We start from the raw sequence: 20,705 nt of genomic DNA on the forward strand, positions 1-20,705 counted from the left end.
GCAATGGAGTTGCATGCACGGGCGGGGCGGGGTTCGCCGCAGCCGCAAGTCAAGGAGGCGCTGTCGTTCCAGTGCCTCCATCAACTGGTACAGGGGCTGGTCGATCACGGCATCCACCCGAAGGCGGGCAGGGTGGAGAAATGGTCATTCCGGGCGGGCATGGCGGCGGCGGGCATTGGCATCCTGACCGTCTTCCTCCCGACCGAATGGCTTCCACGTGGGGCGTGACTAATCGCTGCTTGTCTGCTGCTGGAGCTTTCCGGGTTTGCACTGGGCGGTCTCCTCGCGGCGCGCAGGGAGATCCGCCAGTACAGTCAGCCAAGGCTGTCGCATGCCCGGGAGATGGACAGCAACTTTGCGCACTGGCAGGCCGTCGTTGCCGATCTCTGCCAGTTCGCCAGAATCCTTCGCAAGCAGCGCCTCAGGTATGTCAGCAGCCTGCGAACCCAAATGATTGATCGCATGGGGCTCATGTATGGCGGGCTGCAACGCGTCGGGCCGTTCCCGCTGCTGGTTGCGCTGTATCTGCAGTTCCGTGGCTGGAAGTGGGGCGATTGGGGAGCCGTGTTCGACGTTGGCTGGGTAGGTGCGCTGCTTATCTTTGCGATGACCCTGCTGTATCTAATGGGCTGGGTGTTGATCGGCCGGCGCATACGGCTGGATACCTATGTCGCGCTGCTGGAGGCGTAGGTGCAGAAGCCCGGCGCGGGGCGAGACGGCGTTACGCCAGCGTAGCGCTACTGGCCATCACTCTTCTGGCGTGCCCGGCGGCAGAGGGTCGTCGCGCTCGTGCCAGGGCGGGAGCCCCAGTGCGTGGCGTTCCAGCATGGCGTGGATGCATGCGCGCGCATGGTCGCTCTCCGCGTTCTCGCATTGGTCAAGAATCTCGCCACTCAGCTGTTCAAACTGCGGCCAGAATTGCGCTGGGTGGCGCACGCGCGCCACCCAGTGGTCCAGCGTGTCGCCCAGCGCATCAAGTTGCACCTGTATCTCGGGACGAACGTTCATCCCGGAGGTGCACCCAGATCAAGCGCGACACGGTAGTAATGGCCGTCGTCGCGGAGCAGGACGGTGAGGTCCGGCTGCAGGACGTCATCCACATGCAGGGTCGGCTGACCCTGCGCGGTGCGGGTCACCACGAACTCGTACAGGCTGCGCCCGAAGCGGTAGCTCAATTCGAACGACGGCCAGTGATCGGGCAGGCAAGGTTCAAGCGAAAGACGATCACCGTCGCGACGGATGCCGAGCAGGGATTCCACCAGCAGGCGATACATCCACCCGGCCGACCCGGTGTACCACGTCCAGCCGCCTCGCCCGACGTGCGGCGACACGGCGTAGACATCGGCGGCCAACACATAGGGTTCGACGCGGTAGGTCTGGACCGCCTCGGCGTCCAGCGTGTGGTTCAGGGGGTTGATCATGCCGGCCAGCTCCCAGGCACGCACCGCATCGCCCTGTTGGGCGAATGCCATCGCCGCCCACACCGCCGCGTGGGTGTACTGGCCGCCATTCTCGCGCACGCCCGGGACGTAACCCCGAATGTAGCCGGGGTCCTCGGTGGTCTGGTCGAAGGGCGGGTCGAGGAGCTGGATCAGTTTGGCGTCCTTTCGCACCAGATGCGTGTATAGCGAATCCAGCGCTTGGCTGGCACGCTCAGGCCCGGCCACGCCCGACAGCACCGACCAGCTCTGGGAGATCGAATCGATGCGGCACTCCTGATTCTGTGACGAGCCCAACATGGCGCCGTCGTCGAACCAGGCGCGGCGATACCACGCGCCGTCCCAGGCATGCTGTTCCAGGTTCTGGCGCAGGCGTTCGGCCTGTTCTTCGCACCATTGCGCACGGGCGGCATCGCCACGCGCGTTGGCCAGCCCGATGAAGCGACGAAGCGTGTCATGCAGGAAGAACCCGAGCCACACACTTTCACCGCGCTGCTGGTCGCCGACGCGGTTCATGCCATCGTTCCAATCGCCGCTCCCCATCAACGGAAGCCCACGTTCGCCGAGCAACCGGCACCCGCGCTCCAGCGCGACGACGCAGTGCGTATACAGTGTCCCGCGCTGTGCCGAAAGGGTGGGCATGTCGTAGTAGCCTTCCTCTTCCGGGGTCACCGCGCGCCCCTCGATGAAGCCAACCACTTCGTCCAGCACGCTGGCGTCGCCGGTGACCTCCAGGTAGCGGCATGCGCCCTGCGGCAGCCACAGATAGTCGTCCGAGCAGCGGGTGCGCACGCCGCGACCTTGCGGCGGGTGCCACCAGTGCATCACATCGCCTTCGGTGAACTGGTGGGCCGCGCAGAGCAGCAGGTGTTCGCGGGTCAGGTCCGGGCGCGCGTGAACGAGGGCGAGCGCGTCCTGCAGCTGGTCGCGGAAGCCGAACGCGCCGCCGGACTGATAGTAGCCACTGCGTGCCAGGTAGCGGCAGCCCAGGGTCTGGTAGACCAGCCAGCCATTGGCCAGTGCGTCGAACGCCGGGTCCGGCGTGCGTACCTGCACCGTGGCCAGCACATTGCGCCAGTGGATGCGCACGGCGTCCAGTGCATCGATGGCCTCCTGATTGCCCTGGCGGCTTCGTGCCAACGCCAGCGTTTCCTCGCGGTCGCGCCCCGCGCCAAGGCGGAACGTGGTTTCACTGCGATCACCCGGCGCCAGCTCCAGCGGCACCTGGATCGCCGCGCAGGGATCCATGCCCGCACCGGACCGTGCATCCAGACGCTCGCGACGCAACGCCGCAGGTGCGTGCAGGCCGCCGTTGCGGCCGATGAACTCCAGGCGGTCGCAGGTCCAGCCGCAGCCCTCGGCATCGGTGTCGAAGAAGGCCATCCGGCCGCCGAACTCGGTGCTGTAGCTGTTGCGCGCCAGCAGCGCCCCGGTCTGCGGGTCGCGTTCGGTGACCACGTGCATGCGCGACTTCGGGCGCAGGTCACCCATGACCCACTCCACGTAGCCGATGGCCGACAGCCGCCGCGGCCGGCCCGAGAGGTTGTGCAAGCGCAGGACCGAGAACTTCAGCGGTGCGTTGACATCGACGAAGACCCACAACTCGCTGGCGATGCCGTCTTCGATGTGCTCGTAAACCGTGTAGCCGAAGCCATGGCGGGTACGGTACGCCCCGGTGCCCCGGCATGGCAGCGGCATCGGCGACCAGACACGGCCGGTGTCCTCATCGCGCACGTAGAAGGCTTCGCCGCCGGTATCGGACACCGGATCGTTGAGCCACGGCGTCAAGCGGAATTCGTGTGCGTTTTCAAACCAGGTATAGCCCGGTGCACTTTCGCTGACGACCGTGCCCAGGCGGGCGTTCGCGATCACGTTCGCCCACGGGGCCGGCGTCGGGGCACCTTCGCGTACCACCACCACGTACTCGCGGCCATCCTCGCTGAAACTGCCGGTGCCGTTGTCGAATCGGCCAGCGCCGCGGTACGGAAGGAACGGCCACGGGTCGTCCAGCTCTTCGTCGTGCTCAACGCCCGGGGGCAGGCCGGGTTCGGGCCCCGGGTCGGCGACGACGGGCAGCCCGGGCGTCGCGTCCATCGCCAGGGCCAGCTCCTGCTGCTCCGCCTGCGGCACCAGGGCCGGAATGCGTCGTACAGGCAGCGGCTGGCGCCCCACCTGCGCCGCCAGCGTGCCGTCCTCGTCGCTGAGCACCACCCGTGCCACCGCCTGCAGCAGAACGCGGTCCTCGTGGCTCATGTTCTGCACCGGCCGCACGAAAATGCCGCCGGGGCGATCGAGCAGGCCCGTCTCCGAACTGGCGGCCACCATCCCCAGGATCTGGTCCTGCAGTTCCTGCCGATAGCCGGCCTTGCTGTCGTTCCAGATCACCAGGTCGGTGTTGAGTCCCTTCTGGCGCCAATACGCATGCGCCTGCACCAGCTGCCTGACCAGTTCCACGTTCTCCGCGTCGGTGACCTTGAGCAGCACGATGGGCAGGTCGCCCGAGATGGCATGGCCCCACAGCCCGGATTGCCCGCGCTGGTTCTGCTGCAGGACGGCGTCGCCGGCGCGCAGCAGCGGATTGGCATACAGCACGTGGCTGGCCAGTCGCTCGTACAGCGAGGCCTCGGCCTGGCTGGCGTTGATCTGCCGGCGCACCACCTGACTGTGTGTCCAGGACAGGTCAAAGACGCGGTCTGCCAGGCGGCGATCCCGGTACTTGTCGACCATCGCCTCGCACCCGGTGCGGTCGGCGCCGATGCCAAACACCATGTCCAACTGCACGGTCTGCTCGGGCTCCAGCACCACCCGCACGCGGATGGCCACGATCGGGTCGAGCACCGAGCCGTCCGTGCCGGAGAGGTCGATATCGGTGGTCAACGCCTGCGGCGTCCGCGGCGTGTTGCCACGGCCCAGGAAGCGCGCACGGTCGGTTTCGTAGGAGATCGACACGACCTCGGCGTCATGCACCGCGACCAGATGGAACATCCACGGTGGCACTTCGTCGTGCGAACGGGGCCGGCGCGTGCAGAGCACGGCCTGCTTGGCGGCCAGGATCTCGCTCTGCACGAAGAGGTTGCTGAAGGCCGGATGCGCGTCGTCCGACGCTGCGGGTGCCAGCACCACTTCGGCATAGGTGGTGATTTCCACCGTGCGTTGGCGACGGCCGCGGTTGGTCAGGCGCAGGCGCCTGAGCTCGATGTCGTCCTCGGCGGAAATGGCGACCTGCAGATGGCTCTCGCAGCCGCGGCGGGCACCGCGGAACTCTGCCTTGGCGTCGGAGAAGATCGCCTCGTAATGGTCCAGCGCCACGCAGGTGGGCTGGTAGGCAGCAGACCAGAACTCGCCGCTGTCCACGTCGCGCAGGTAGCAGAACGACCCCCAGGCATCGGTGGTGCCGTCTTCGCGCCAGCGGGTGAGCGACAGGTCGCCGTGGCGGCTGTAGCCGCCGCCGGCATGGGTCAGCATGCCGTGGTAGCGGCCGTTGGAAAGCAGCTGCACTTCCGGGCGCGGGCCCGCCGGGTCGCGCAGGACGCGCAGGGAGGTCTCGTGCTCGGCCATGGCCGAGTGCTCGCCCAGGGCTTCGACCTCATGCGGATGGAACACGCCGATGCGCGGAATACGTTCCTGCAGTAGCAGCAAGGTGGCCTGGAACTCGGTATCGGCAACGAAACGGCGCTGCATCGGCTGGTCGCGCAACAGGTAATCCAGCGACAGCAGGCCCATGCCCTGGTGGTGGGCCATGAACGAACGCAGCAGAACGTGATCCTGCCCCGGCGGCACCCGGGCGGGGGTGTAGTCGATTGCTTCGTACATACCGAAGCGCCCGGAGAACCCGAGACCTTCGAGTGCCTGGAGGTTCTGGCACGCCGCCTCCGGCGCCACCATCAGCGCCATCATGCTGGCATAGGGCGCGATCACCCGATCCTGGCCCAGGCCGCGCTTCAGACCCAACCCCGGCACGCCGAACGCACGGTACTGATAGTTCAGGCGGGCATCGGCAGCATTGTAGCCCGACTCGGACACGCCCCATGGCAGGTTCAAGCTGCGGCCGTAGACGATCTGCGCCTCGACCGCATGTCGCGCGGTCTGGTCGAGCAGCGTATCCGGATAGCTGGGCATCACCAGCTGCGGCATGAGGTACTCGAACATCGAGCCACTCCATGACAACAGCGTCGGCGTGCCGTTGACCTCGGTGAGCATCCGCCCGAGCGCGAACCAGCTCTCCTGTGACAACTGCCCTTGGGCGATGGCGACGAAGGCGCACAGCCGCGCTTCGGACGCCAGCAGGTCGTAGAAGCTGTTGTCGAGGCGATGGTCGTCGACGTTGTAGCCGATCGAGAGCAGGTTGCGGGTACGGTAGAACAGGAACCCGTACTCCATCAGCGAGAACTGCCCGGCGCGGTGCGCCAGCGCCTGCAGCTGCTCGATGCGCACGCGCGCGTCCGCACCGGCGGAACCGGGCAGGGCGGCCAGGTGGCGCAGGCTGGGTACTGGCGCCTCCTCGTCCCCGCCGGCATCGGCAGGGAGGTCGGCGAGTGTCGCGTGGGCGGCATGGCATTCGGCAGCGAACAGGGCGGGCCAGTGCAGCGCACCTTCTTCCGGCGACTCCGGTGCCGGCCATTGCGCCAGCACGGCGTCGGCCAGACCGGCCAGCTCCTGCAACCGGGCGAGCAGCTGCGCGGTCCCACGGAGGTGGTCGGTACGCGTTGATGCCAGGCGCTGGCGAAGGTGGTTGAGCGCCTCGCCCAGTGTCGCGTCAGCGGGGCGATGGCGTTGCCGCTCCTCTTCCAGCACCCCGAGCGTATCGGCCAGGCCGTCGAACGTGTGCGGCGCCAGCACCGGCGCGTCCACCAGCGCGAGCAGGCCTTGGCGCAGCGTCAGCAGGTGGCCGGCCAGGTTGCCGCTGTCCACGGTGGAGACGTAGCGCGGCTGCAGCGGCGCCAGGGTTTCGGTGTCGTACCAGTTCAGGAAGTGGCCGCGGTGGCGCGGCAGCTGGTCCAGCGTATCGAAGGTGAGGGCGGTACGTTCCGCGACCGCGCCCAGCTGGAGCCAGCCGAAATCCCACGCGGACAGATTGGCCAGCAGGGACAGGCCGATGTTGGTCGGCGAGGTGCGCCGCGCCACCACCAGCGTCGGGTGCTCCTGGATATTGTCCGGCGGCAGCCAGTGATCCTGCTCGCGCACCCACGCCTGGAAGAACGACCAGGTGCGCCGCGCCAGCCGGCCGAGGAACGCCCGCTGGGTCACGGACAGTTCGGCCACGCTCGCGGCCGGCGGCCGGCCCAGCCATGCCATCAACGCGGGCGCGAAGGTCCACGCCAGCAGCAGGGGCAGGGCGACCGGCAGCGCGTGCGGAGCCACGCTGGCCACGACCGCCGCCAGCGCAACCGCCAGCACCGACGCCGGCGCCATCACCCGCCATTCCGCGCCGCGGTCGCTACCGAGGCGGCGCTCGACTTCGCTGGAGGGGTTCCATTGCAGCAGATGGCGGCGGGTGACGGTCATGCGCCAGAGCGTGCGCAGCACCGCGCCACCGGCCAGCAACGCTTCGTAGGGCAGACACGCGACCTGGGTGGCCGCGCGCAGCAACGACTGCAGCGTGCCGCGCCCGACCATGATGTAGTGCGCTTCCAGCGGCGTGTCGTCCGGAACGCTCAGCGCATCGCGCAGCATGCCGATCAGCGGCGGCGCGAACCACAGCGCCAGCACCCATGCCGTCCACGCAGCCGGGTTTTCGGCATACAGCCAACCCGCCACCAGCAAGGCCAAGGCGGCGATCGGCACCAGGCTCCGGCGCAGGTTGTCCAGCAACTTGCCGCGCGACAGCAGGCTGAGCCGGTTGCGTTCCCATCCCGATCCCGGGCGCGGTGTCCACGGCATCAACCAGGGCAACAGCTGCCAGTCGCCGCGGATCCAGCGCGCACGGCGCTTGGCGTCGGCGGCGTAGCGTTCGGGGTAGTCCTCGTACAGGCGCACGTCGCTGACCAGGCCGGCGCGTGCATAGCAGCCTTCCAGCAGGTCGTGGCTGAGGATGCGATTCTCTGGCAGGCGGCCCTCGAGCGCATGCTCGAACGCTTCGACGTCATAGATGCCCTTGCCCACGAACGAGCCTTCGTCGAACAGGTCCTGGTAGACATCCGAGACCATGCGCGAGTACGGATCGATGCCGGGCTCGCTGCCGAACATCCGGGCAAACCGAGAGGTGCGGCGCGTGCCCAGACTGGTGCCGACGCTGGGCTGCAGGATGCCGTAGCCCTCCACCACGCGTTGCAGCGCCGGATCGAAGCGCGGGCGGTTGAGCGGGTGCGCCAACGTGGCGACGAAGGCGCGTGCGGCATCCCGCGGAAGCTGCGTGTCCGAATCCAGGGTGATGACGTAGCGGACCCCGACCAAGGCCGCCGTGTCACCGACGGTGCGCATGAACGCGGCCGCATCGCCTTGGCGGAGCAGGGCATTGAGCGCTGCCAGCTTGCCGCGCTTGCGCTCGTGTCCCATCCACACCCCTTCACCCGGGTTCCATTGCCTGGGGCGGTGCAGCAGGTAGAAGCGATCGCCGCGCTCGGCCGCGTAGCGGCTGTTCAGTTCCTCGATGCGCTCCACGGCGTGCGCGAGCAGGGTGTCGTCCGTCGGCGTCTCGGCGGCCGCGGCGTCGAGGAAGTCCGTCAGCAGCACGAAGCGCAGCTGAGGATCGCGGTTGGCCAGGAAGCGGACCTCCAGCGCTTCGGTCAGGACATCGATGCCGTCGATGCTGGACAGCATCGAGGGGACCGCGACCACGGTGGAGCAGGCCACAGGGATGCCTTCGCTGAAATCGAGCTTCGGCAGCGGCCTGGGGGTGACCAACACCGTCGCGGTCCAGTTCACCAGGACGATGCCCAGCTCGCTGAACACCAGCAGCCCGAACAGCGCGGCCAGCCACACGGGCACCGCGCCACTGCCCGATGCCAGCAGGCCAGCGGTGGCCACCACCGCCAGCAGGGCGATCGGCAGCAGGTACAGGGCAAGGGGCACGCGATGCGCCCGTAGCCGGGCCTTGCGGTGGCGCGGTGCTGCCTCGGCCACCGCGTCCACGGTGGTGTTCACGCCTTCGCCGACGAGCCAATAGCCCACGTGCGTACGTGGCCCATCGAGCGGCTCAGCGGCCCGTGCCAGGTCCAGCGCGATGGTCGCAACGCGCTCTTCGGCGACGCGGCTACCGCGCGCAATCTTCTCTACGACATGGCGATAGGCGTCGCGGGTGCCGAAATCCATCTGCGGATAGACGCCCATGGGGTCCTCCTGCAGCCGCTGCTCGACCACGCTCATATCTTCGACAAAGGTGCGCCAATCCATCGTGGACAGAAAACGCAGGCTGCCGATGCTGTTGCCGATGGAGACCTGATCGGCCGCTTGCTGCTGCCCCTCGGCGGCGACCAGTTCGTCGATGCGCTGCCCAGCCGCGGCGGCCCACTGTTCCAGCCAGGCGACGGGCATGGCCCACGCGCCGCCGCGCCCCTGCAGCGAGCGGGTCAGCTCGGCGATGAACGCGCCGGTCAAAGGCGGCTCGGAGCGTGCCATGTCGGCCACCACCAGGACGACATCGGTCGGGGTGTCGGACGCCGCGCGATTGAGGTTGTCCGCCCATTGGGCCGCCAGGCCACGGTCCGTCCCGTCGCGCATCACCCGTGCGGCCATACGCCGCAGATTCTCCAGCAGGGCCAGACGCAGCATGATGGGAACGGCCCACAGTTCGCCCAGGCTCAGCGGCGCGAGCGACTGGTACGAGGCGATGAAGCGGCCCAGCGTATCGCCGTCAATCCGGCCATCCCCATGCGCGATGGCCTGCATCGACAGCTCATACACCCGCGGCAACCCGGCCGAGGGGCCGGCGACAAGCGACGGCAGCTGCCGGCTGTAGCCGCGTGGCAGGTGGCGGCGCGCGGTCTGGATCTGTTCCTGGATCAGGTAGTAATTGTCGAGCAGCCATTCCCCGGCCGGGGTCACCGGCCGCTGTTCGCGCACTACGTTGCTGAGCAGCGTGTTGGCGTCTTCCAGGACACGTTCGTTGGCCTGCAGGCGATCTAGCAGGCGCTCTGCGCCGGGTCGCATCCGCACCCGATGCTGGCGCGCAAGCGCGCGGCCGTACACCTCCATCTGTTCAACGCTGTACAGCGCAGCCCGCAGTGGGACCTCGGTGGCTTCGATGGCCGGGACCGAGGCCTGGCGCTCACGCCAGCGCCAACGGACAAGACGACGCAGGCGGAGCCAACGACCAAAAAGACGGCGAAAGTGGGGCATGGTTTACCGAGGGGGGAGGTCGCGTCCTTGCATAGTTGCATTCGGGGTGGCGTGGTAACTGTGAAGGCCGCGAGCGCGAGCGGCCCGGATGGTCGCGGCGCAACCTCAGGCGGTCGGCACCGTGCCGCCATCGATCGTGTACTCCGCGCCGGAGATGGACGCCGCCCGCGGCGAGACCAGGAACGCAATCAGATCGGCTACCTCGGCGGGCTTGGCCGGGCGCCCCAGCGGAATGCCGCCCAGCCCCTGCATGACCTGCTGTTTGGCACCCTCATAATCTGTGCCTGCATTGGACGCAATCCGCTCGACGAAGGCGATCGCAGCGTCTGTCTCGATCCAGCCCGGCGACACGCGGACCACGCGCACCCCCTTGGGGGTGACTTCCTTGGAGAGGGCCTTGCTGTAGGTGGACAACGCCGCCTTCGCCGCGGCATAGGCAATCGTGGCGTCATGCAGCGGCAGAAGCCGCTGGATCGACGTCACATGCAGGATCACCCCTGCGCCCTGGGCGATCATGGCGGGCAAGCAGGTCCGATCCATCCGCACCGCCGACATCAAGTTCAGATCGAGCGCTTTGGTCCACTCCATATCGTCCAGCCGAGCGAAGCCACCCGCCGGCGCCGACGACCCGCCCACCACGTTGATCAGAATGTCGAGGGTGCCGAGATGGCGTGTGGTTGCCTCCCACGTCTGGCGTACACCTTCGGCGGTAGCGAGATCCGCAGCTACATAGCGCACGCCATCGACAGGGTGCTTAGGCGCCGACAGCGCAGCCGTCACAACACGTGCCCCCAGCCTCGACAACAGATCGACGACCGCAGCGCCTAAGCCACGGGCACCGCCTGTCACCAGCACCCGCTTGCCTGTCAATTGGAGATCGAAGGTCATGCGGCAATCTCCAGCGAGGCGATCTTGCCGCGTTCCAGAATGAAGATGTAGCGCAGGTCAACCGGGCTGCCCTGGAAGTTGCCTGACACTTCGCTGGTCACGATATAGCTGCGATCCAGCGTCTCTACCGCTCGGGGGTGGGCGACATAGGTGTATTTCGCCGAGGAGGCGTCTTTCCATGCTTCGATCGCAGCTGTACCTGAATGGGTGGTCCTTTCATCCAGCACGCGCCCGTTGGGCGTGAAGCAGCGGGCAACCGCCCGGCCGTCGTGCTGGTCGGCGACAAAATAGGCCGCGATCGGTTCGGGAAGATCGAGTCTTTGCATGTCAGTTCTCCGTTGTGGTGGACGGCGCCAGATTGACTCGTTCCTTGTGGTAACGGAATCACCTATTATCTGAGCAGTCTATGTAGAAACGAGTGCACAATGCGCGGCTCTGAATTCGCAGAACTGAAGGCGTTCGTCGCCATCGTGGACAGGTCAAGCTTCGCCAAGGCGGCCGATCACTTGGGGCTTTCCCGGTCCGCGCTCAGTCAGACCATCCGCCAACTGGAGGCGCGACTGGGCGTGCGCCTGTTGAACCGGACCACACGCAGCGTTTCACCGACCGAGCCGGGCAGGCGGCTGCACGAACGCATGGCGCCGATGCTGCGGGAAATGGACGCGGCCGTAGCGGAGGCGGTAGACACACGGACACGTGCCTCGGGAACGCTGCGAATCAATACGCTCAGCATGGCCGCCAAGCGACTGATTGCGCCTCGGCTTGGACGTTTCGCGCATGCTCATCCCGATGTGGTGCTGGACATCGTGATCGATGACGGCCTGAGCGACATCGTGGGCAAAGGCTTCGATGCCGGCATCCGCGTGGGCAATCGCGTGCAGAAGGACATGGTTGCGGTTCGAATGACGCCAGATGTCGAACTGCTTGCCGTCGCATCGCCGGACTACCTTGCCCGCCACGGTGAACCCAGGACGCCCGAGGACCTGAGCCGACACGCCTGCATCCTTTGGCGCTTCCCCGGCAGCGGCAGGATTGCGGGCTGGGAGTTCAGTAAAGCGGGGAAAACGGTCGAGTTCTTCGGGGAAGGAAACGTGATCTCCAACCACCAGGACATCATCGTGCCCGCAGCGTTGCAGGGACTTGGAATCTTGTACGCCTATAACGATGATGACATCGCCGAGGCACTGCGTGATGGCCGCCTGCGGCGCGTGCTGGCGGACTGGTCGCCCAAGGTTCCTGGCCTTTACCTGTACTACTCGAGCCGACGGCATATGCTGCCGGCGTTGCGCGCCTTCATCGACTGCATGCTGGATCGGGACTTGGGTGGTGAGGCGGGGTGATCGGCGCGGAGTGGACGATCAGCGGCCGGTTGGGAGGGCAGCCTTCCCCAATTACCCGCTTTTCGTCCTAGTGCGGGCATGGGATAGGACGGGTGATTAGGCTGCGTTATCAGGGGTAGGGTAGAGGTCCGCTTCTGGCCGGTAGCGGACTCGGTGAGGGTCGTCGGCCGCGCCTTGGCGGCCGAGCGCAGCGTCGAGCAGCAACAGGGCCTATACTTCGCCTCAACCATGAGCCAGCTTGGATTACAGCCCCATGCGTTTCACTGCAGCCGCCGGTTCTCTTGTCGTTCTACTGACCGTTTCGTCCACCGTCTCGGTATCTGCGGCGGAAACTGACATATTCGGAATCAAGTTAGGGGCACAACTAACGCTGCCTGTTTGCGAACTATCCTCACCCGCTCCAGCTGCCCGCAGGAGCAACATCGGATTGGGGGCTAGGGCGTTCAACAAGCTGACGACCCCGCCGCCGGAGCCGCTGAAAGCCATGCCACCGTCAACAGGGTTGTGCGTCGCGCCCGGCACGACGAACATGGCCGTAGGCAATACCGAGTTCGGGCCAGGCGAATACGGTTACCTGGTCTTCGCCACGGCTGAGGCACCGGCGTGGGTTGCGCCGATCGGCATGGGGATCGGCGCGGGCGCAGGTGACGCTTTTTCCCTGGAGGGTGCGGGCGGCCTGGTGTTGCTGCGCAACGGGCGTGTGATCGCCCTGCGCTTCAACACCACGGGGTTCGAGGCCGAGCCGCGCGTGATGGAGCTGCTCAAGCGCAAGTTCGGTTCGCCCGGTTCGCAGAGGGCCGTGACCTGGAACAACGACCTGGGCGGCAGTCGCGATTCGATCTCCGCGCAATGGCGCAAGCCCGATTTCTTCGCGGATTATTCTTCGGTCGTGCAAACGCAGGCTATGCGAGCACAAGGGCTCTCGGGCGGAATCGGGTTCCTCAACATCGGCAATGAGCTAGGGCAGCAAGTGTTGCAACCTGCTGCCAGCAAGGAAGCGGAATTCTAGGGAACTGACGACCTTGCGGGAGGCAGTGGTTGGATCTCGGCCAGCGCCTTGAGGCCTTGGGAGGAATGCCCTTTTAGGCGAAGGAGATGACCTGAAGATGTTCGCTCCTGGCCAGATGCGGACATCAACCACGTCTGATTTCAGCGACTGTCGACGGCCGTCCGCTGGAAAGACTCGCTAGGCCGATGGATCCTGACCTTATCAGACGCCCATCCATCCGTCGGCTTTGATGTGATTGATGAACCCATCCAAGGCTCCCGTGTCGAAGTCCATCAATGCGATGAAGCCGCCTTTGCGATGTGGCTCGACAGATGTAACAGCCGTGACTCCTGGCGCTCGCAACAGCAATTCCCTGAGGGCTACAGCCTCGTCCGGAGGCTGTCCGAACGGCGGATGCCTTCGCATGAGACGTGGTACGAATTGCAAGCCTAACGCCTGACTTAAGCTGGACCGCAAAGCGGCGTCGGCTCGAATGAGTTGTTAAAAACCATCGCCTCCATTGTCAGAGCGCACCCCAATCTCTTCGGGGTGCCTTGTAGGCACTCGAAACTATGGAGAAGGCGCCTGGGCGAACGCTCTTATGCGGCCATTCTGTTTCCCTAGACGCTGTCATCTGAGCAAAACAAACCTCAATGAAATCAATGGCTGGCAGGGTGAAGGGTAAAATTGACAACAATTAGGAAGGCCGACAGCAGGCAAGATCCGGGCCAGCCACGCCATCAGTTGCCTTACATAATATACAAACGGGGCTTTCGTTAATCCCCGAATCCCTTGCGGCAGTAGGCGTTGCGGACATTCCGACGCTGATGGCAATGAGCATGGCTGTAGCTGCCAACTTGCGCCAAACCGCTTTTTCTTCGCGGCTGATTGCCCGCGCCTCTCCGATGATCCCAAGCACTCGCGCCAGCGGCACCCCCGTCAGCCCGGCCAATGTTGCGCAAACCACCGCGTCCGGGTGCGAAACGCCCTTTCGGTAGTTGCTGATTGCGGAAGGCCGCACACCCAGACGCGGCGCTAAGTCCTTGTCGTAGCTCACTCCGCAGACTTCTTTCGCCTGGTCGAGCAGGGAATTTACGTCCATTTGATCCAAGGGCCTTGATTTATGGAATCCAAGGGTATTGAATCACGTCCGCGATCCAAGGACCTTGAATCGCACCCGCCAGTCGGTCCCCCTAGGCCGCTGGCGGGGATCTAGGGGCTGGGGGCAGGGGTAAGGGGCATGGAAGGAATCATGTTGGTCTGCGCGCTCTTTGGGGCGCTCTCCGTCTTCATCGGCTTGGCTCGTCTCGGTGCGTGGGTAATCGACCGCAGGGAAGAGCAGGGCACCAAGGCGATTCGTGACGCTTCATTCGTTGCCCAGGCACGCGCCGAGATGGCCGACCGCGACTACGCGGTGTCCATGCTCGATCAGCAGGACATGGGCGAGGGCTGGTCATGATCGCCTTCATGCGTAAGGGCGTCGCAGTTCTCGGCCTCGTCTTGCTCTCATGCATCTGCGTTGCGTTCGTCGCTGCGCCTTTCGCACTACTGGGTGCTGATTTCCTGTCCGCGTTCCTATGGGTTTGGTGCCTCATCGGCTGCTTTGTTGCCCTTACAGCAGGCGTTGGCGTGTGCGTATACGTATTCGATTGGTGCAACAAAACGCTGTTCGGTGACGACCGATGATCTTCCTCGTCCCCATTGCGATTGCCGCCATCTTCTGGTGGTTCAAGTACATGCGTAATGGCCGGGGTCCGTTCGAATGAGCCGGACCACTTGCGCCTTCTGCGGCGATCCCACGTCCTATTTCTTCCCCGGCGGCCTGTGCGCAGGCTGCACGGGCAAGAATGCCCGCATCAAGCTCGATGCTATGGCCCCTGCGCAGCGCGCAGAGCTTGTCGCGTTCGATGACTCCATTGGCCTCATGCAAGCTGCTGCGCGACGCACTGAGCAAGCCTCAGAAACCGTCGCGCGCCATAAGCGCACGTCCGGCGCTTCTCTTAAGTCGTACCTCGCGGCGGCACCGCTCGCGCTGACTCCAGAGGGCCAGCGCGAAGCGCTGGCCCTTGGGCTTGTCCATTACAAAACAAGTGACACCGCGTCGAAGACCGGTCGTCTTTCCATCGAAATCGATCCGCTGCAGCAGCGGGCGCAACGGCTGCGTAAGGCCGTAATCACGAGTGCACGACTCCATGACCAAGAAGCGAAGAAGGGATCACGCCGTGGCGCGTGGTACATGCTCACGCTCACCTACCGAGACGGAAGCCGTAGCGGCCCTCGTGACGTTAGCGAGCTACTTAAGCGCATGCGCGGCCACTTCAATCGAACTGTCGTTAGGCTCCGACGGCTCGCGGGTCAGGTGTTCCGTTACCTGTGGGTCGGGGAACTCACCCAGCGCGGACGACCGCACTACCACCTCCTAGTTTGGGTTCCCCAGGGCATGTGGTTTGGCCGCGTCGATCACCGCAAGTGGTGGCCTCACGGCTCAAGCAAATTTGAGAAGGCCCGCAACGCTGTCGGGTATCTCGCCAAGTACGCATCCAAGTTCAGCAGCCTCATGGCCGCTTCGTTTCCGAAGGGGTTCCGCACGCACGGTTGCGGTGGCCTCAATGAAGAATCTCGCCGCGAACTGCGGTGGTGGAAAGCGCCCATATCCGCACGTGAAGTGCTGGGCGGCGAGGCCGACATTCGCAAGTGCAATGGCGGCTATTTCGACAAGCTCACAGGGGAGTTCTGGCCGTCCCCATGGAGAGTGACCTTTGCATTCGGCCGGACCATCGCTTGGAAGGTAATCCCAATATGAAAGTCCAGATCATCAGCGAAAACATCGCCGTCCGTTCGTTCCCCGCACGCGAGGGCAAAGCCGCAACCGTGTTCCGCGAGCAGAAAGCTGCCGTGGTGCGCGAGAACGATTTCCCGCTGCCCTTCACCATCGGCCTGGACGAAGACCAGCAGCCGTACAAGATCGGCACCTACGACCTGTGCGCAACGTCGCTGCAAAACAACAAATTCGGCGGCTTGGAATTCGGTCGTCGCATCCGCCTGCTGACGCCTTCCCCGGCACCCGGCAAGGCGCAGGCCTAACCAATGTCCGATCCGGCACCGCTCTACGTCGTCGGTTGCGCTGCTGAAAACATCCAGCAGGACGGCACGTGCTTGGTGCCGGTTTGGATGCCATACCACCAGCCGATTCTTCCACCCCTGAGTCTGGCTGATGGAACTCTGGTTGCCTTCACCATCGTGAGCATGTGGGCAATCGGGTTGAAAGCGCGCCTCGTATTTCGCGCGGCGCGTATCGGGGTCTACTGAAATGACGAGGAAAACCGCAATGAAGAACATCATGAACACCGCCCGCCGCGTTGCCGCCTCCACCACCGCGAAGGTCGGCACCGCCGTCTCCGGCCTGATGGCGTCGGGCATGGCCCTCGCCAGCGGCTCCGGCTCGCCGGGCTCGGCCATCGCTGGTGAGATGGCAGGTGGCAAGGCTGACATTGGCCTGGTCGTCGGTGCGTGCGCCGTCCTGCTCGCGCTCATCGTCGTGTGGGCCTACACCAAGCGCGCGGCGAAGTAACAGCACGCGGAGCGAACGGCAGGGGGCGCGCGGAAACGTTCGCCCCCTTTTTCTTGAGCGAAGGGAGGGGTTATGGGGTATTTCGTGATCGTAGCTATCTGTGGGGCCGTATGGCTCGCATTCGAGGGCACGTGATGAACTGGCTGGCTCGTTCATTCGCATCAGCCGTTGCCCGAAGGGTTGCTTACGTTCTAGTCGCTGCCCTACTGGCCTACTGCGGAATAGGGCGCGCCTCCGCCCAGGCACAACAATGCGCCACGTCCCAAGCTGGCTGCGATGAGGGTCAGGCCTATTCCGCGTGCATGTCTGAATTGAGTGCATACATAGCTACTAGGGCTCCAACTCAGCATCGTAACCAGCGCTGCGAGAAGACTTTTCCAACCTCAACAACATCGATCACGTCGCGTTTTGAGTACCTCAACGGCACCGTATGGATCGAGGGTCAATACCGCACCTACGCCATGAATGGCTCTTGCGCTGCGCGTGGTTCCAAGGTCACACCATTCTTTCCTCCATCTGGTTCTGTACGTTGCATGTCAGGCTGTGAATCTGTCTTTCGCAACAACGCCGACGATACGAGCACTTATAGCCCTACCGGAAAGCTCTGTAATGAAAAGCCAGATTGCGCCGCCCAGGGCAAGAACATGGTGTGGAATGCGGGCTTAGGCGTTTGCCAACCTGTTGAGCCTGAGTGCCCAGCAGGAAAGGTGCTCGTCGGCAATGCGTGTACCGATGAGAAGCCTTGCCCCGATGGCATGGCGCTCGTCAATGGGTCGTGCAAGAAGAAGGAAGAGGAGTGCCCAGCCGGGCAGATTCGATCCCCGCTTGGCAGCTGCATCCCCGGCGACAATCAATGCGCGGCGGGCGAGGCACGAGGCAAGGACGGCACCTGCAAGCGCGACGGGAACGGTGATGGTGAGCCTGACGAAGGCGAGGAAGAAGGCGAGGGCCCTGACGGCCAGAAGGTTAAGGAGAGCTTTTCCGGCGGCGATGACTGCGATGCGCCTCCGTCGTGCAGCGGCTCGCCCGTCATGTGTGGACAAGCGCGTATCCAGTGGCGCATTGACTGCAATACCCGACGCCGGGTCAACATCTCGGGCGGCCAGTGCAGTCAAGCCGGTACGCCTACATGCACCGGCAAAGAATGCAACGCCATGGAGTATTCCCAGCTGCTCATGAACTGGCGGGCCGCCTGTGCCGCCGAGAAGCTTCTTGCGAAGGGCGGCGAGTCGACGGGAACTAGTCCGACCGACGCGAACAATAACGGTGTCGCCGATGTGCTTGAAGGGCAGGGCGATGTTACTTCCCCTGGCAGCGGAAGCGCGGATGTTGCAAGTGCAAAGAAATGGGGCATCGGTGTCTCTTCCAGCATGCTTGACACTAGTGACATGTTTGGGGGTGGGTCGTGCCCGCAGCCGCCAACCATCGTGATTATGGGCAAGTCGGTCAGCGGCTCAGACGTCCCGTATTTCTGCCAGCTCGCTGCGGTCATGCGCGCGCTTATCTTGGTCTTCGGCGCATACCTTGCGCTCCGCATCCTGATGGGAGGTGGTTTCTAATGATGGTCTGGACATGGATCGCAAAGGCGATCATTCACCTTATCGGCTCCTTCAAGGAAGCCGCAGCCGGCATCGTTGGGCGTGTGCTCGCCACGTTTGGCCTTACCACGGTCACGTTCAATGCGATCCTTCCTAACCTCAAGCAGACGGTCATGCAGTACGTGGGCGGCCTTGATGGCCCCGCCATGCAGATGCTGTCTTACCTCGGCGTCGGCACTGTCATGTCAATGGTGCTTTCCGCACTTACCGTGCGGTTGACGTGGAAGGTATTCATTGTTCCCAAGGCCGTGGCCGACCAGCTTGGCGGAGGCGCGTCATGATCTACTGGTATACGGGCCAGCCTGGACACGGGAAGACGCTTCACGCCATTGAGCGTCTTCTTGAGTTTAAGGATCAGGGGCGCATGGTGTACGCCTGCAATATCCGCGAGTTCGACTACGCAAAAACGGGCGTTCTTGAGATGACGCCCGAACAGTTCCGTGACTGGCCTGCGTTCTTGCCCGATGGTGCCGTTGCGCTTGTCGATGAGGCTTATGAGCATCAGATGCTGCCCAAGCGTGCACCGGGCGCAAAGGTTCCGCACCACGTTGAGCAGCTTGCCAAGCACCGGCATCGCGGTCTTGATTTCATCTTCGTCAGCCAGTCGCCGGACAAGCAGTGCGATCAGTTCGTCCATGACCTGATCGAGCGTCATATCCACGTGCGCCGTCGCTTCGGTACGAAGTTCGTACATCTGCGCGAGTTCGATCGGTTTGAGGCCAATGCCGAGAAAGCGATCCCGCTGACGGTCAAGCGCAAGGCGCTGCCCAAGCGCCCCATGGGCATGTACAAGTCGACCGAGTTGGATACCACGCAGGTGCGTATCCCCTGGTACTACATCGCGCTGCCGATCTTGCTCGTTGGTGGCGTGGCGTTGATGTACTACGCGTTCGGGCGCATGGGTGGCCGGATGGGCGGCGGTGACATCAAGCCGGAAATCACGTCTGGACAAGGCTCGGCCGCACCGCGCGACGGAGCGTCAGCGACGGCGGGCGGGGTGGGTGTGCCTACACCCACGACAACCATTGAGGATTACGTCAGGGAGCATATTCCGCGCATCCCATCGCAGCCGTGGAGCGCTCCTGTCTATGACAGCGCCATCAGCGTGCCCAGTGCGGCGCCGCGACTGTTTTGCATGTCGTCTGCCGGTGGTGTCAATGCGCAGGGCGTACATGACGATCCCAGCTGTACGTGCCTCACTGAGCAGGGCACGTCATACGATCTCGATGACGCAACGTGTCGATTCGTTGCCCGGCGCGGGCAATACGAGCCATACCGTGATCAGCGCCAAGATCGGTACGTTGATGCCCAGACGCAGATGGATCGAGCTCGGGGTGAAATTGCCGCGCGGGGCAGGGCCGAGCAGGGGGCGACAATTGAACACGGCCAGCGTCCGTTGGGGAGCTTTCCCGAGTCCCCCGGTTATAAGGGCGGCGTTACGGTCCTTGGGGAGGCAAAGCTGTGACCAGTGGCGGACGTGAATTCTTGAAATGGCTGGCCGTGCTGCTGATGACCGGCGATCACGTGGTGACGGCTCTCGGCCTTGGGTACGTGCCGGTGGTATCCGAAGCGGGGAGGGCGGCGTTCCCCGTCTTCGCCCTGGTCATGGCTTACAACCTCGCCCAGCCCGGTGCCGATGCTCTGAAGTCGATCAAGCGCCTCGCACTTTGGGGGCTGGTCGCCATGCTGCCGGCATACCTCGTGTTTGGCTCGGCGCTGCCATTGAACGTTCTGCTCACATTCGCCCTCGCTGCGTCCGCGATTTGGGCTGTGGAGCGTCGCCTGTGGCCGCTGCTGGCCGTTTGCGCGGTGGCGCTGCCGCCGTTCGTGGATTACGCGTGGCCGGGCGTGTGGCTCGTTCTGGCGGCTTGGGGCTGGTTTCGCCAGCATGGCCGACGCATGCACTGGCTGCTGGGGTCATGGGACTGGCGACGGGCGCGCCTGTACGCCGTCATGCCGATTTGGGTCTGGATCTCCATGGGCCTGTTGTGCGTCTACAACGGCAATGGCTGGGCGCTTCTTGCGCTGCCGCTCATGCAGGTCGGGGAATGGCGCTGGCCGGTGCCCAGGACACGCTGGGCTTTCTACGGCTACTACGTCGGCCATTTGGCTTTGCTCGCGCTGGCTGCATCGATACTTGCGTGACGCATCAGGCCCGAGACGGGCCTAGCAAGGCTCGTCCGGCCTATCCCGCCACCCGCCTTCAATTGGTTGCAGCCGACGCCCACGAATGCACCGCTCTCCCGGTCGCAAGGGTAGGGGCATGTATTCGGCCTGTGGCAGCGGTATCTGCCGAACCTTGGGCATGGCCTCCCGCAGGACCGTAGCCATTTCTTTGTCGGCGCGGGCCATTTCAGCCTTAAATTGCGCCTCTTCCTCCGCTGTCATGGGGCGGGTCAGCTCCCTAGTGATGGCAGCAGCTTGTCTACGTGCATTCCATTCGATTAGGCCCATGGCTATGACGATGGCCAGGACAGCGCCTGCGGCGATGTGTGCCCACGGAGGGCCGGGTTCACTGTGACGCACATGGCGCTCTCGTTCGGTACGGAAGCGCATTTCGGTCATGTCCGGCGTGCTGAATGTCGGCTCTTGGCGTTCGCGGTC

General features: G+C 64.6%; 18 protein-coding genes. 13 read left to right on the forward strand and 5 right to left on the reverse strand.

Translation table 11 applies throughout. The annotated features are described in order from the left end of the window. The first annotated feature begins 3 nt into the window (after positions 1–3). Both AC1DCJ_RS06635 and AC1DCJ_RS06640 read left to right on the forward strand, forming a co-directional pair. Positions 4–228: a hypothetical protein gene (locus AC1DCJ_RS06635; RefSeq protein ID WP_478070464.1), complete on the forward strand. Its 225-nt coding sequence runs from the start codon at positions 4–6 to the stop codon at positions 226–228. A gap of 114 nt (positions 229–342) precedes the next feature. Beyond that, positions 343–690, forward strand: a complete 348-nt coding sequence (locus tag AC1DCJ_RS06640; RefSeq protein ID WP_478070465.1) for a hypothetical protein — start codon at positions 343–345, stop codon at positions 688–690. Between the two features lie 57 nt (positions 691–747). On the opposite strand, the gene AC1DCJ_RS06645 is transcribed toward AC1DCJ_RS06640, so the two are convergent. The 4 genes from AC1DCJ_RS06645 to AC1DCJ_RS06660 all read right to left on the reverse strand — a co-directional run bounded on the left by AC1DCJ_RS06645 (position 748) and on the right by AC1DCJ_RS06660 (position 10,930). Continuing rightward, entirely contained in the window at positions 748–1,008 is a 261-nt protein-coding gene (locus AC1DCJ_RS06645) for a hypothetical protein (protein ID WP_478070466.1), read from the reverse strand. Next, positions 1,005–9,716, reverse strand: coding sequence for a GH36-type glycosyl hydrolase domain-containing protein (locus AC1DCJ_RS06650; protein WP_478070467.1), 8,712 nt, complete (start codon positions 9,714–9,716; stop codon positions 1,005–1,007). Before AC1DCJ_RS06650 ends, AC1DCJ_RS06645 begins: the two co-directional genes overlap by 4 nt. 105 nt (positions 9,717–9,821) lie before the next feature. Then, positions 9,822–10,604, reverse strand: a complete 783-nt coding sequence (locus tag AC1DCJ_RS06655) for an SDR family oxidoreductase (RefSeq protein WP_137189520.1) — start codon at positions 10,602–10,604, stop codon at positions 9,822–9,824. After that, on the reverse strand, positions 10,601–10,930 hold the full coding sequence (locus AC1DCJ_RS06660; RefSeq protein WP_313244252.1) for a nuclear transport factor 2 family protein: 330 nt from the start codon (positions 10,928–10,930) through the stop codon (positions 10,601–10,603). Before AC1DCJ_RS06660 ends, AC1DCJ_RS06655 begins: the two co-directional genes overlap by 4 nt. A gap of 99 nt (positions 10,931–11,029) precedes the next feature. Here AC1DCJ_RS06660 and AC1DCJ_RS06665 point away from each other — a divergent pair, with 99 nt between their 5' ends. Together AC1DCJ_RS06665 and AC1DCJ_RS06670 are read left to right on the forward strand one after the other, a co-directional pair. Further along, complete coding sequence (locus tag AC1DCJ_RS06665; protein ID WP_478070468.1) at positions 11,030–11,944, forward strand: LysR family transcriptional regulator; 915 nt, start codon at positions 11,030–11,032, stop codon at positions 11,942–11,944. A 253-nt stretch (positions 11,945–12,197) separates the two neighbouring features. After that, entirely contained in the window at positions 12,198–12,953 is a 756-nt protein-coding gene (locus tag AC1DCJ_RS06670) for a hypothetical protein (protein ID WP_137189523.1), read from the forward strand. Positions 12,954–13,629: 676 nt separating this feature from the next. On the opposite strand, the gene AC1DCJ_RS06675 is transcribed toward AC1DCJ_RS06670, so the two are convergent. Further along, complete coding sequence (locus AC1DCJ_RS06675; protein WP_478070469.1) at positions 13,630–14,034, reverse strand: DUF3693 domain-containing protein; 405 nt, start codon at positions 14,032–14,034, stop codon at positions 13,630–13,632. Positions 14,035–14,172: 138 nt separating this feature from the next. On the opposite strand from AC1DCJ_RS06675, the gene AC1DCJ_RS06680 reads away from it, so the two are divergent. The 9 genes from AC1DCJ_RS06680 to AC1DCJ_RS06720 all read left to right on the forward strand — a co-directional run bounded on the left by AC1DCJ_RS06680 (position 14,173) and on the right by AC1DCJ_RS06720 (position 20,246). Next, the gene (locus AC1DCJ_RS06680; RefSeq protein WP_478070470.1) at positions 14,173–14,391 is read left to right on the forward strand and encodes a hypothetical protein; all 219 of its coding nucleotides are present in this window, start codon (positions 14,173–14,175) and stop codon (positions 14,389–14,391) included. A gap of 411 nt (positions 14,392–14,802) precedes the next feature. Continuing rightward, the gene (locus AC1DCJ_RS06685; RefSeq protein ID WP_448134844.1) at positions 14,803–15,735 is read left to right on the forward strand and encodes a rolling circle replication-associated protein; all 933 of its coding nucleotides are present in this window, start codon (positions 14,803–14,805) and stop codon (positions 15,733–15,735) included. Further along, positions 15,732–16,016, forward strand: coding sequence for a single-stranded DNA-binding protein (locus AC1DCJ_RS06690; protein WP_128097230.1), 285 nt, complete (start codon positions 15,732–15,734; stop codon positions 16,014–16,016). Before AC1DCJ_RS06685 ends, AC1DCJ_RS06690 begins: the two co-directional genes overlap by 4 nt. A gap of 3 nt (positions 16,017–16,019) precedes the next feature. Further along, positions 16,020–16,241: a hypothetical protein gene (locus AC1DCJ_RS06695; protein WP_128097226.1), complete on the forward strand. Its 222-nt coding sequence runs from the start codon at positions 16,020–16,022 to the stop codon at positions 16,239–16,241. A 19-nt stretch (positions 16,242–16,260) separates the two neighbouring features. After that, entirely contained in the window at positions 16,261–16,503 is a 243-nt protein-coding gene (locus tag AC1DCJ_RS06700) for a hypothetical protein (RefSeq protein WP_478070471.1), read from the forward strand. Positions 16,504–16,805: 302 nt separating this feature from the next. Next, the gene (locus tag AC1DCJ_RS06705; RefSeq protein ID WP_478070472.1) at positions 16,806–18,062 is read left to right on the forward strand and encodes a hypothetical protein; all 1,257 of its coding nucleotides are present in this window, start codon (positions 16,806–16,808) and stop codon (positions 18,060–18,062) included. After that, positions 18,062–18,382, forward strand: coding sequence for a DUF2523 family protein (locus AC1DCJ_RS06710; protein ID WP_448133688.1), 321 nt, complete (start codon positions 18,062–18,064; stop codon positions 18,380–18,382). The genes AC1DCJ_RS06705 and AC1DCJ_RS06710 overlap by 1 nt, the downstream gene beginning before the upstream one ends. Then, positions 18,379–19,566 (forward strand): zonular occludens toxin domain-containing protein, encoded by a 1,188-nt coding sequence (locus AC1DCJ_RS06715; protein ID WP_478070473.1) that lies wholly within the window; start codon positions 18,379–18,381, stop codon positions 19,564–19,566. Before AC1DCJ_RS06710 ends, AC1DCJ_RS06715 begins: the two co-directional genes overlap by 4 nt. Beyond that, positions 19,563–20,246 (forward strand): TraX family protein, encoded by a 684-nt coding sequence (locus AC1DCJ_RS06720; protein ID WP_478070474.1) that lies wholly within the window; start codon positions 19,563–19,565, stop codon positions 20,244–20,246. Before AC1DCJ_RS06715 ends, AC1DCJ_RS06720 begins: the two co-directional genes overlap by 4 nt. Positions 20,247–20,705 lie beyond the last annotated feature (459 nt).

The sequence above is a fragment of the Stenotrophomonas sp. 10N36 genome (assembly GCF_056395005.1).